This window comes from Pseudomonas sp. TH37, assembly GCF_016650735.1.
In the GTDB taxonomy this organism is placed as follows: Bacteria; Pseudomonadota; Gammaproteobacteria; order Pseudomonadales; family Pseudomonadaceae; genus Aquipseudomonas; species Aquipseudomonas farris.
Window position 1 is genome coordinate 54391 of the sequence record NZ_JAEKFD010000011.1, and the last position, 12794, is coordinate 67184.

The window sequence follows — 12794 nt, forward strand, 5'->3', positions numbered from 1 at the left end:
CAACAGTCCTTTCTGCAACCCGCTCTTTTTCCCCTCGCCCAAGCCCCTTATCGTTGCCCCATCAAACAGCACTTGCCAAGCAAGAAGGGTTTAAAGATGTCCAGCAGTATGGGTATTGCCAGCGCTTTTGTTTTGTCTTCCTTGTTTCTGTCTCCGTTCGCCATGGCTGAAGAGTCACAGACATTCGTCGCGCAAAACGCGGTGCGAGCCAAGGCTTACGAACAGTTTCAAAGCGAACTGACGGCCAAGGCCCAGGAAGCTGCGCAAATCCCTCAAGCGTCGAGTACTCAAGCCCTGCCACAGGTTGAGAAAGACAGCTGATCCTTACGTATCGCCCTATTTCCCTCGACACTTTTCATCGGCTCTTCCCTTTGAAAAGTTGTTTTCAAAGCCGCAGCTATCAGCGGCTTTTTTTTGTTGTGGTGTTGAACCTGCTCCGTCGGTTTTCGGTAATTGTCGACGACCCGATGAATGTCTTCTAAGCTTCAATTAGCAAAAGGCCAGCATGTTTTGCTGGCCTTTTTTATATCCGGCATTTATATAGGCGCTCTGGACGCGACCGGTTTCTGGGACTCTGCCCGATTCTTGTAAAAGAACTTTCATAACGCCTTATTTGCAGAAGTCAGAACCATGAGTGTGAGCAGTGCGAAATCTCAATATCCGATCCGTTCGACACGATCGGAGCGGCTTCTGGTTCTCGGTAGTTTGTTGTTGGTGATTGCGATACTCAGCATCGTGACCTTTCTGCTGATCCGTGAACGCGCCAATGCCGAATTGTCCGCTGCTCGCGCCGCCAACAATATCGTGCAATTGATCGATGCCGACGTGCTGCGCAATGTCGAACTCTATGATGTGTCCCTGCTGGGTTTGATCGCTGCCTCCCAGCGAGAAGACCTCAAGAGCGTTTCTCCAGCCGTTCGCCATCTGGCCTATTTCGACCGCGCCACTGCCGCGCCGTACAAGGGCAACATTTTGTTGCTCGACAACAAGGGCGACGTGATCGCCGACTCGGCCTCAGTGGAGCCCATGCAGGGCAACTATGCCGATCGCGAATACTTCCAGTCCCACGTGAATAACCCGGACCCGGGTATGTTCATCAGTCCCCCCTTCAGAGCCAGGTCGCCCGAACAGGATTGGCGGATCAGTTTCAGCCGCCGGGTGAACGGCTCCCAGGGTGAGTTCCTGGGCGTGGCCGAAGCTGCCATGCGCTTGAGTTACTTCGATCAGTTGTTCAACAGCTTGAACATCGGTCGTGATAGCACGGTCAATCTGATCAGCAAGGACGGGACTCTTCTGGCTCAGCAACCACGCCTTGCCGAAGAGCTGATCGGCAAGAACTTCAGTAACCGCCCCAATTTCCAGCGCATCGTCAAAGAAGGCAACGGCAGCTTCACAAGCATGTCCGATCGATACCAGGCCAAGCGTTTGTACACCTTCTCCAAGGTCGGGAACTTGCCGTTGATCGTCATCGTTGCGCTCTCGAGCGAAGAGGTCTTTGCGGCCTGGAAGCGCACTGCGGTGGTGGTCAGCTTTGCGACCATTGCCCTCTGCGTGAGCCTGTTGTGGCTGACCTGGCTGCTCTGCCGGGAATTGCGTCGGCGCCAAAGTGCCGAGCAGGAATTGGCGCAACTGGCCGCCACCGATCCCCTGACCGGTCTGGCCAACCGTCGAAGCCTGGATCAGGCCCTGCGCCATGAATGGTTTCGCGCCCAACGTTCCGGCCTGCCATTGTCGTTGCTGATGATCGATGTCGATCACTTCAAGGCGTTCAATGATCGCCATGGCCACCAGGGCGGCGACGATGCCTTGCGCTGGGTGGCCAAGGTGATCGGCACTCATGTTCGACGGCCGGCGGATCTGGTCGCCCGTTACGGTGGCGAGGAGTTTTCGGTGATCCTGGCCGAAACCGACAGCGCCGGCGCACAACAGATTGCCGACAACGTCCGCGCAGCGGTGGAGCAGTTGCCGTTGGTGGGGGGCGATACGTCGCCGATTACTGTCAGTATTGGTATCAGTACCTGGACGACGGCGGCCGATATCAGCCTGGAGCAGTTGCTGTTTGCGGCGGACAAGGCGCTGTATCAGGCCAAGGAAAATGGGCGCAATCGGGTGGTTGCTACGTAGTGAAATTTGCGTTGTGACGACTGGCCCTATCGCGGGCAAGCCCGGCTCCCACAGGTTGTGCGTCGTGCCCGAATCCGCGTCAACCGCACAACCTGTGGGAGCGGGCTTGCCCGCGATGGGGTCATAACAGACACCACACCACTTTCCCGAAGCCATAAAAAAAGGCCACCCGAAGGTAGCCTTTAAAAACTAGAGAGGTTTTTTTGCTTACACGGCCGCAACAGGACGCATGTAAGAGATCGGTGCAGTGCTGGCGTCTTCGAAAGTCACGACTTCCCAAGCATCTGTCTGCTCAATCAACTTGCGCAGCAGCTGGTTGTTCAATGCATGTCCGGACTTGAAGCCCTTGAACTCACCAATCAGGCTATTGCCCAGTAGGTAGAGATCACCAATTGCATCGAGGATCTTGTGCTTCACGAATTCGTCTTCATAGCGAAGGCCGTCTTCGTTCAGTACACCATCCGCGTCGACCACAATAGCGTTTTCAACGCTGCCGCCGAGTGCGAGGTTGTGCTTGCGCAGGTACTCGATATCACTCATGAAACCAAAGGTACGGGCGCGGCTGACTTCTTTTACGAACGAAGTGCTGGAAAAATCCACGCTTGCACTTTGTGTGCGGTCACGGAAAACCGGGTGATCGAAATCGATCTCGAAGCTCACTTTGAAACCTTCGAAAGGGACGAAAGTGGCGCGCTTGTCGCCGTCTTCCACTGTCACTTCCCGCAAGATCCGGATGAACTTCTTGGCGGCGTCCTGTTCTTCCAGGCCGGCCGATTGAATCAGGAATACGAAGGGTCCAGCGCTACCATCCATGATCGGGACTTCGGACGCGGAGAGCTCGACGTAGGCGTTATCGATGCCCAGGCCAGCCATGGCCGAGAGCAGGTGCTCCACCGTGTCCACTTTGACGTCACCGTTAACAAGCGTGGTCGACATAGTGGTTTCGCCAACGTTTTCCGCGCGGGCAGGAATCTGCACCACAGGGTCGAGGTCAGCACGACAAAACACAATGCCGGTGTCGACGGGCGCTGGCTTGAGGGTCAGATAGACCTTCTCCCCGGAGTGCAGGCCGACACCTGTGGCACGGATAATATTCTTCAGGGTGCGTTGTTTTATCATGGCATGGGCCGCTTCAGCGCAAATTGCGAACTGGTATCAACAAAGGCTGGCGATGATAGCAGACCAGACCTTTGCTGAACACCAATCACCCTAATACCCCTGATACATTTCATCAATCGGCCTGACGACGCAGGAAAGCCGGGATGTCCAGGTAGTCCAGGTCATCTTGCGGATTCATCTTCGCGGCAGTCGCAGCACCGGCCTGAGCCTGGTTGCGCATGACGGTCGGACGATCCAGGTCACGGTAGTTCACCGCAGGCTGTTCTTGACGAACAGGGGCTTGTTGTTGTGGCTGGGAAGCCATCGAGGTGTGAACGGTATTGTCGATGACCTTCACAGGCTTCTCGATTTTAGCGCCTAAACCGGTGGCAACAACAGTCACGTGCAGCTCGTCGCGCATGTCTGGATCGATAACGGTACCGACCTTGACCATCGCGTGCTCGGAAGCGAAGGCTTCGATGATGCTACCCACGTCGGAGTACTCACCCAGGGACAGGTCAGGACCGGCGGTGATATTCACCAGGATGCCGCGTGCGCCTTGCAGGTTCACGTCTTCGAGCAACGGGTTGCGAATGGCCGCTTCGGTGGCCTCACGTGCACGGTTCGGACCGCTGGCGCAGCCAGTGCCCATCATCGCCATGCCCATTTCGCTCATCACGGTACGCACGTCGGCAAAGTCGACGTTGATCATGCCCGGACGCTTGATGATGTCGGAGATACCGCGAACGGCACCGGCCAGTACATCGTCGGCCTTGGCGAAAGCCGACAGCAGGCTTGCGTCTTTACCGAGGATGGTCAGCAGCTTCTCGTTGGGAATGGTGATCAACGAGTCGACGCTTTCAGACAGCAGACGAATACCTTCGTCGGCGATCTGCATACGCTTGCGACCTTCGAACGGGAAAGGACGGGTCACCACCGCAACGGTGAGGATCCCCATTTCCTTGGCCACTTCGGCAATGATCGGCGCAGCACCGGTACCGGTACCACCGCCCATGCCGGTTGTGATGAACACCATATTGGTGCCCTGCAGGACTTCGGCAATGCGCTCACGGTCTTCGAGAGCGGCCTGACGACCTACTTCAGGGTTGGCGCCGGCGCCCAGGCCTTTGGTCACACCGGTACCCAGTTGCAGGATGGTCCGCGCGCCGATGCTTTTCAGCGCTTGGGCATCAGTGTTGGCGCAGATGAATTCAACGCCTTCAATGTTGCTCTTGACCATGTGATTGACAGCGTTGCCGCCGCCACCGCCAACACCGATAACTTTAATTACCGGGCTTGCGGGGATGTTGTCTACGAGTTCGAACATTTTCCCTCTCCTTACATTCTCTAGTTTTTTCGCCTACTGCTGTTTGAAGCGGTGTTGCGGTAAAGCTTTAGAAATTGCCTTGTACCCAGCTCTTGAAGCGATCGAGCAAGGCGACTTTCGGTTCGTCATTACTGTAGCTGTCGCGGCTGCCGATGCCCGAGAACGAAATCCCGTCGGACTGCTTCTGCAGGCCGTACATCAACAGGCCAACGCCGGTGGAATAAATCGGGTTGCGGACCACGTCGTCCAGGCCCTTGACGCCATGCGGCACGCCCAGGCGAACCGGCATGTGGAAGATCTCTTCGGCCAGTTCGACCGCGCCTTCCATCTTCGAGGTACCGCCGGTCAGCACGATGCCGGCCGGGATCAGGTCTTCGTAGCCACTGCGGCGCAGTTCAGCCTGGATCAGGGTGAACAGCTCGTCGTAACGCGGCTCCACCACTTCGGCCAGGGCCTGACGGGACAGCTCGCGCGGTGGACGATCGCCGACGCTCGGCACCTTGATGGTTTCACCGGCACCGGCCAGTTTGGCCAGGGCGCAGGCGTAGCGAATCTTGATTTCTTCGGCGTACTGGGTCGGGGTACGCAGCGCCATGGCGATGTCGTTGGTTACCTGGTCGCCCGCAATCGGGATCACCGCGGTGTGACGGATCGCGCCTTCGGTGAAGATCGCGATGTCGGTGGTCCCACCGCCGATGTCCACCAGGCACACGCCCAGCTCTTTCTCGTCGTCGGTCAGGACCGAGTAGGCCGAGGCCAACTGCTCGAGAATGATGTCGTCGATTTCCAGACCGCAGCGGCGCACGCATTTTTCAATGTTCTGTGCGGCGTTGACGGCGCAGGTGACCACGTGAACCTTGGCTTCCAGACGCACGCCGGACATGCCCAGCGGCTCACGAACGCCTTCCTGGTTATCGATCACGTAATCCTGCGGCAGGGTGTGCAGCACGCGCTGGTCAGCCGGAATCGCCACAGCCTGGGCGGCGTCGAGAACGCGCTCAAGGTCGGCGGAGCTGACTTCGCGATCACGAATCGCCACGATGCCGTGGGAGTTCAGGCTGCGGATGTGATTGCCGGCCACGCCGACAAACGCCGAGTGGATTCGGCAACCGGCCATCAGCTGCGCTTCTTCGATCGCGCGCTGGATCGACTGGACGGTGGACTCGATGTTCACCACCACGCCTTTTTTCAGGCCGCGGGACGGATGAGTACCGATCCCGACGATTTCGAGCGTGCCGTCGTCCGAGACCTCGCCGACCAGCGCCACCACCTTGGAGGTGCCGATATCGAGACCGACGATCATTTTGCCGCTTTGCACGTTTGCCATGGGTCCTGCCTCTTCTTAATTCTTCGCGACAGCGGGTTGGGCTGTCGTGGGCGCTACAGGTTCCCGCCAGCCAACAGCAAGGCCGTTGGCGTAGCGCAGATCGATGCGCGCAATGTTCGTAATCTGCTCTTTGAGCGTCTTGTCATAGATGGCAATGAAGCGGCGCATCTTTTCCACCAGGTTGCCGCGTCCCAGCAGCAGTTCGATTCCCGGGCCCGCGCTGCCGGCGCCGGTGGTCAGGAACCAGCTGCCTCGTTCACGCAACTCCAGGCGTGCAATCGAGAAGCCCAATGGCCTGAGCATCTGGCTCAGCACCTGGTATTGCTGCATCACTTGCTGCTGGGCCCGTTGTGGGCCGAACAGCTGTGGCAAGTGTTCGTAGTTCGCCAGCTCACGCGGGGTGAACGCCTGCCCCTGGTTGTTCAACAGCGACTCATCGCCCCAACGGGCCACCGGCAGTTGTTCTTCCAGGCGAATCACTACTTGATCCGGCCATACCCTGCGCACTTCGGCGTGGGCAATCCATGGCATCGTTTCAAGCTCGGTACGCATGCTCTCCAGGTCGATGGTGAAGAAGCTCGACGCCACGTAGGGGGCGATCCGCTGCTGCACCGCTTTCTGGCTGATGTAACTCAAGTCGCCCTGCACCGCGATTTTGGTGATCGGGCGGTCGGCGTACGGCAGCAAACGCTGTGCGCCTTCATAAGTGCCGAACCCCAATGCAACCAGCAGCACGGGCCAGAACAGGCTTTTCAGAAAACCAAAGTTGGCTTTCGGCAGGCGCGCGGACATCGGCTCTTTGGCAACCATTCGGCTGGCACCCCGCGGCACCGGCTTGCGGCCGGGTGCGGAGGGCTGATGACGTAGCTGAGCGCCTTGCATGGTCTTAACCTCGCGGCTCAATACTGGCAGCTAAAATCGCCAGAACCAGTTGCTGGAAATCCAGGCCAGCGGCACGGGCCGCCATCGGAACCAGACTGTGATCGGTCATGCCCGGTGCGGTATTGACTTCCAGGAACCAGAACTGCCCGTCGGCGTCCTGCATCACGTCTGCCCTTCCCCAACCGGCGATACCCAGCGCCTCACAGGCTTTGGCCGTGAGGTCCATGAGTTCTTTTTCTTTATTGCTGTCCAGGCCACACGGAATCCGGTACTGGGTATCGGAAGCCACGTACTTGGCGTCGTAGTCGTAGAAAGTGTGTGGCGTGCCCAAGGCAATCGGAGGCAACACCTGGTCACGCAGGGTGGCGATGGTGAACTCCGGACCTTGAATCCATTGCTCGACCAACACTTGCGAATCGTAGGTACTGGCCGCTTTCCACGCGTCGATCAATTCAGACGCGCAAGTCACTTTGGCCATCCCGATACTGGAACCTTCATGGGCCGGTTTGACGATCAAAGGGAAGCCCAGTTCCGTGGCCGCCGAAATACAATCGGCCTCAGAGCTCAGTACCGCATGGCGTGGCGTCGGAATACCGAGGCTGTGCCAGACCTGCTTGGTGCGCAGTTTGTCCATGGCCAGTGCCGAGGCCAGAATGCCGCTGCCGGTGTACGGAATGCCCAGGCATTCGAGCAAGCCCTGCATGCTGCCGTCTTCACCGCCACGACCGTGGAGAATGATGAAAGCGCGATCGATTTTTTCGCTCATCAGACGCTGCAGCAGGTCATCACCCACATCAAGACCGAAGGCGTCCACACCGGCGCTTTGCAGTGCTTCGAGCACCGCGTTACCCGATTTCAGGGAGACCTCACGCTCGGCACTCTTGCCGCCGAACAGCACAGCGACGCGGCCGAAGTCTTTCGGCGCGATAGTGGAGACGAGGTTGGCGTAAGCAGCAGTCATTTCAACTTCCCCACGCTTGGCGCGGCAACCGCGCCAGCGAACAACGGACTATTCAACAATTTCGGTGCGAGACCGCCGATATCACCGGCGCCCTGGCACAGCAGAATGTCGCCGGCACGCAGCAGCGGCTTGACGATTGGCGCGAGGTCGATGCCGCGCTCGATGTAGATCGGGTCGAGCTGACCGCGCTGACGAATGCTGTTGCACAGCTTGCGGCTGTCGGCGCCCGGGATCGGCTCTTCGCCGGCCGGGTAAACTTCCATCAGCAACAGCACGTTGGCGTCGGCCAGTACATTGACGAAATCGTCGTACAGATCGCGGGTGCGGCTGTAACGGTGCGGCTGGTAAACCATCACCAGACGTCGCTCCGGCCAACCACCGCGCACGGCTTTGATCACGGCCGCGACTTCGGTCGGGTGGTGACCGTAGTCGTCCACCAGCATCACGTTGCCGCCTTCAACGGGCAGTTCGCCGTACACCTGGAAGCGACGACCGACACCCTGGAACCCGGACAGGCCCTGGACGATAGCTTCATCGCTGACGCCTTCGTCGGTGGCGATGCAAATGGTCGCCAGCGCGTTCAACACGTTGTGGTTGCCCGGCATGTTCACCGAGACATCCAGCGGCTCACGGTCCGGGCGCAGCACGGTAAAGAAGGTCTGCATGCCTTGTTGGCGCACATTGATCGCGCGCACGTCGGCATCGTCGCCAAAGCCATAAGTGACCGTCGGACGTTTCACCTGCGGGAGGATTTCACGCACCACCGGATCGTCCAGGCACACCACCGCCAGACCGTAGAACGGCAGGTTGTGCAGGAACTCGACGAAGGTTTTCTTCAGTTTGTTGAAGTCGCCGTCGTAGGTCGCCATGTGGTCGGCGTCAATGTTGGTGACCACGGCTACCAGCGGCTGCAAGTGCAGGAAACTGGCATCGCTTTCGTCGGCTTCAGCAATCAGGTAACGGCTGGTGCCGAGCTGGGCATTGGTGCCCGCGGCATTCAGACGACCACCGATCACGAATGTCGGGTCCAGGCCACCGGCAGCGAACACCGAGGCGATCAGGCTGGTGGTGGTGGTTTTGCCGTGGGTACCGGCGACGGCGATGCCGTGGCGGTAGCGCATCAGTTCGGCCAGCATCTCGGCACGCGGCACCACCGGAATCCGGCGTTCCAGGGCCGTGGCCACTTCCGGATTGGAAGTGTTCACGGCGCTGGAGGTGACCAGCACATCGGCGTTCGCGGTGTTCTCGGCACGGTGGCCGATATAGATGTGGGCACCGAAGGATTCAAGGCGCTCGGTCACCGGCGATGCTTTCAGGTCGGAACCGGACACTTCATAGCCCAGGTTCAGCAACACTTCAGCAATGCCGCACATGCCCACGCCGCCGATACCGACGAAGTGGATGCGACGGATGCGGCGCATTTCCGGGTGCGGCATGGCTTTCTTGTTCTCAACCATGGGCCACCTCCAGGCAGGTATCGACCACGTTACGAGTGGCATCGGGTTTGGCCAGGCGGCGTGCCGCGGTGGCCATGTCGTTGAGTCGTTGCGGTTGCATCAAGACCTCTGTCAGGCGAGCGGCAAGATCCGCTGCGCCAGTCGTTCTTTGCGGCATCAGGAAGGCAGCGCCTTCACGGGCCAAATAATCGGCGTTGCGGGTCTGGTGATCGTCGATCGCATGGGGCAAAGGCACCAGCATCGAGGGCAGACCGGCAGCCGCCAGTTCACTGATGGTCAATGCGCCTGCGCGGCACACCACCAGGTCGGCCCAGCCATAGGCTTGGGCCATGTCTTTGATGAAAGGCTGCACTTGCGCCTCGACGCCAGCCGCGCGATAGCGCTCTGCAGTCACTTCATCGTGGTTTTTGCCGGCCTGATGAAACACGTCCGGGCGCAGGTCGGGGGCGACTTGCGACAGGGCTTCAGGCAGCAACTTGTTCAACGGCTCTGCGCCCAGGCTTCCGCCCAGGATCAGCAAACGCGCCTTGCGACCGGCCAGGGCAGGTCGCGGTGTTTCGAGGAACAGCTCCGTGCGCACCGGGTTACCGGTGGTGCGACGGCTGTTCGACAGGGTAAAGGTGTCGGGGAACGCTTCACAGACTCGGGCGGCCAACGGCACCAGCAACCGATTGGCGGTACCCGCCACTGCGTTCTGTTCATGAACGATCACCGGTACGCCAGCCAGTTTGGCTGCAACGCCGCCGGGACCGGTCACGTAACCACCGAAGCCGACCACACACACCGGCCGCAGTTGACGAATAATCGCCCGCGCCTGCCAGATCGACTTGAGCAACATGAACGGTGCCTTGAGCAGGGACAATTTGCCCTTGCCGCGCAAACCGCTGGCGTTGATCCGATGCAATTCAAGACCGGCCGCCGGCACCAGATCGTTTTCGATCCCGCGCGGCGTGCCCAACCAGTGCACGGTATAACCGCGGGCCTGGAACTCGCGAGCACAGGCCAGTGCCGGGAACACGTGGCCCCCGGTGCCGCCAGCCATGATCAATACGTTAGCGCCCATGATTCGGCTCCTCGGCGAAGTCGCTCTCATGGAACTCCATCTCTTCACTGCCCAAGTGGGTTCGACTCTCCCACTCGATGCGCAGCAACAAGCCAAGACAGGCACAGCAGATCACCAACGAACTGCCGCCATAACTGAGGAATGGCAGGGTCAGACCCTTGGTTGGCAGCAGGCCGACGTTCACTCCGATGTTGATCAGGAACTGACCAATCCACAGGAACGACAAGCCGTACGCGATGTAGGCGGCGAAAAACTGCTTGGCCTTCTCGGCCCAATAACCGATGTACATGCCACGAATACAGACAAAGACGAACAGCGCTACGGTGCACAAAGAACCCACGGCACCCAGCTCTTCGGCCAGGACCGAGAACACGAAGTCAGTGTGGGCTTCCGGCAGGTAGAACTGTTTCTGCACGCTGTTGCCCAGGCCAACGCCCAGCCATTCGCCGCGACCGAAAGCGATCAAGGCTTGAGACAACTGATAGCCAGCACCGAATTGGTCGGCCCACGGATCCGCAAAGTTGGTCAGTCGCGCCATTCGATACGGCTGCATTTGAATCAACAACACCACCGCACCGACAGCCAGGACGACCATCAAGGAGAAACGGAACAGCCCGACCCCGCCGAGGAACAGCATCGCCGCCGCAGCCCCCATCATCACGACGGTGGCACCGAAGTCCGGTTCCATCAGCAACAGTCCAGCCATCGGCAGCAGAACGATGAACGGCTTGAAGAAGCCCATCCAGCTTTCACGCACTTCTTTCTGGCGACGCACCAGATAACCGGCGAGGTAGATCACCACGAATACCTTGGCGATCTCGGAAGGCTGGACGTTGAAGAAACTGAAGCCGATCCAGCGCATCGAACCGTTCACTTCACGGCCGATCCCGGGGACGATCACCATCACCAGCAAACCGAACGCACCAATCAGCATCAGCCAGCCCAGGCGTTGCCAGGTAGCGATCGGAATCATCATGGTAACGATGCAGGCACCAAGGCCCAGCACCACATAGATAAGGTGGCGAATCATGTAATACAGGGCACTGCCCGACTGCACCGCCGCCACTTCGGTCGATGCCGATGCAATCATCACCAGCCCAAGACCCAGCAGCGCCAGGCAACCGGCGAGCATCGGGAAGTCGAGGTCGATGCCACGCCCGGTGATGATCGGCGACGGATACGGCTTGATGATATTCAGGAGGCTCATGCCAAGTCCTCCACGGCGCGGACAAACTGGTGACCGCGATCTTCGTAGTTCTTGAACATGTCGAAACTGGCGCAGGCCGGTGACAGCAGCACCGCGTCGCCCGGTTCGGCGATGGCGCGGCATTGCGCGACGGCTTCGTCCAGCGAATTGACGCGAATCAGCGGTACGCCATCGCCGATGGCTTGGGCGATCAGCTCGGAATCCCGGCCCATCAGCACCACCGCACGGCAGTTGGCCGCGACCGGATCACGCAGGTCCTTGAACTCGGCACCCTTGCCATCGCCACCGGCGATCAGCACGAGTTTGCCGTCGATGTCTGCACCCAGACCTTCGATGGCGGCCAGTGCGGCACCTACGTTGGTGGCTTTGGAATCGTTGTAGTAGCTCACGCCGTTCAGGTCGCGAACCCATTGGCAGCGATGCTCGAGGCCGGCGAAAGTACGCAGGCTCGAGAGCATGGCGTCGAACGGCAGCCCCACGGCGTGGCCCAGCGCCAAGGCCGCCAGGGCGTTGGACTGGTTATGCGCGCCACGAATCTTCAACTCGCGCACTGGCATCAGGTTCTGGAATTCGAAGGCCAGGTATTTCTCGCCATTCTCTTCCCGGATACCAAAGGCCTTGAAGTCGGGTTTGCTCAAACCGAAGGTCCAGCACGGTTGGCCTTCGCCCATCAGCGGACGGCTCAGGGCGTCCTGACGGTTGACCACAAACTGCCTGGCGCCCCGGAAGATCCGGTGCTTGGCCAGGTGATAAGCCGGCAGACCGCTGTAGCGGTCCATGTGGTCTTCGCTGATGTTGAGCACGGTCGCCACTTCGGCGTTGAGTTGATCGGTGGTTTCGAGCTGGAAGCTCGACAGTTCCATCACGTACAACTCGACGTCGTCGCTGAGCAAATCCAGCGCCGGCGTACCGAGGTTGCCGCCGACGGCAACACGCTTGCCGGCCGCAGCCGCCATCTCGCCGACCAGGGTGGTAACGGTGCTTTTGGCGTTGGAACCGCTGATGGCGACAATCGGTGCCTTCGCGTTACGCGCGAACAGCTCGATGTCGCCGGACAACTTCACGCCACGGGCGGCAGCAGCCTGCAGGGCCGGGGTCGCCAGCGCCAGGCCGGGGCTCACGTAGAGCTCGTCGGCACGGCACAGGAATTCGACGTCCAGCTCGCCACAACGCACTTCCACGTGCGGATAGTCACGCTTGAGCGTGGCCAGTTCCGGTGGATTTTCCCGCGTATCGGCGACAGCAAACGACACGCCCCGGTTCGCCAGGAAGCGAACCAGGGACATGCCGCTCTTGCCGAGGCCGACAACGATGCGGAAGTGGTCAGAAGCGATCAGAGACACTCGTT

The 12794-nt window shown here is 59.7% G+C and carries 11 protein-coding genes; 2 read left to right on the plus strand and 9 right to left on the minus strand.

Annotation, left to right across the window (positions count from 1 at the left end; genetic code table 11):
• Positions 1-96 precede the first annotated feature (96 nt).
• Together JFU11_RS23700 and JFU11_RS23705 are read left to right on the plus strand one after the other, a co-directional pair.
• Complete coding sequence (locus JFU11_RS23700; RefSeq protein ID WP_201062273.1) at positions 97-321, plus strand: hypothetical protein; 225 nt, start codon at positions 97-99, stop codon at positions 319-321.
• A gap of 309 nt (positions 322-630) precedes the next feature.
• Positions 631-2124, plus strand: coding sequence for a sensor domain-containing diguanylate cyclase (locus tag JFU11_RS23705; RefSeq protein WP_201062274.1), 1494 nt, complete (start codon positions 631-633; stop codon positions 2122-2124).
• Between the two features lie 207 nt (positions 2125-2331).
• On the opposite strand, the gene lpxC is transcribed toward JFU11_RS23705, so the two are convergent.
• The 9 genes from lpxC to murD form a co-directional block, all read right to left on the minus strand.
• Entirely contained in the window at positions 2332-3243 is a 912-nt protein-coding gene (gene lpxC / locus JFU11_RS23710; protein ID WP_007939852.1) for a UDP-3-O-acyl-N-acetylglucosamine deacetylase, read from the minus strand.
• Between the two features lie 112 nt (positions 3244-3355).
• Positions 3356-4549 carry a cell division protein FtsZ gene (ftsZ, locus tag JFU11_RS23715; protein ID WP_007904318.1) on the minus strand — a complete coding sequence of 398 codons (1194 nt, stop codon included), beginning with the start codon at positions 4547-4549 and terminating at the stop codon, positions 3356-3358.
• Positions 4550-4616: 67 nt separating this feature from the next.
• Entirely contained in the window at positions 4617-5876 is a 1260-nt protein-coding gene (gene ftsA / locus JFU11_RS23720; protein ID WP_007904319.1) for a cell division protein FtsA, read from the minus strand.
• 15 nt (positions 5877-5891) lie between these two features.
• On the minus strand, positions 5892-6758 hold the full coding sequence (locus tag JFU11_RS23725; protein ID WP_201062275.1) for a cell division protein FtsQ/DivIB: 867 nt from the start codon (positions 6756-6758) through the stop codon (positions 5892-5894).
• Positions 6759-6762: 4 nt separating this feature from the next.
• The gene (locus JFU11_RS23730; protein ID WP_201062276.1) at positions 6763-7719 is read right to left on the minus strand and encodes a D-alanine--D-alanine ligase; all 957 of its coding nucleotides are present in this window, start codon (positions 7717-7719) and stop codon (positions 6763-6765) included.
• Positions 7716-9176, minus strand: a complete 1461-nt coding sequence (murC, locus tag JFU11_RS23735; protein ID WP_123719473.1) for a UDP-N-acetylmuramate--L-alanine ligase — start codon at positions 9174-9176, stop codon at positions 7716-7718. Before murC ends, JFU11_RS23730 begins: the two co-directional genes overlap by 4 nt.
• Positions 9169-10239, minus strand: coding sequence for an undecaprenyldiphospho-muramoylpentapeptide beta-N-acetylglucosaminyltransferase (gene murG / locus JFU11_RS23740; protein WP_052966285.1), 1071 nt, complete (start codon positions 10237-10239; stop codon positions 9169-9171). Before murG ends, murC begins: the two co-directional genes overlap by 8 nt.
• Positions 10229-11446 (minus strand): putative lipid II flippase FtsW, encoded by a 1218-nt coding sequence (gene ftsW, locus JFU11_RS23745; protein ID WP_123719474.1) that lies wholly within the window; start codon positions 11444-11446, stop codon positions 10229-10231. The genes murG and ftsW overlap by 11 nt, the downstream gene beginning before the upstream one ends.
• A complete protein-coding gene (murD, locus tag JFU11_RS23750) occupies positions 11443-12789 on the minus strand; it encodes a UDP-N-acetylmuramoyl-L-alanine--D-glutamate ligase (protein WP_123719475.1) in 1347 nt (448 codons plus the stop codon). Before murD ends, ftsW begins: the two co-directional genes overlap by 4 nt.
• Positions 12790-12794: the final 5 nt, after the last annotated feature.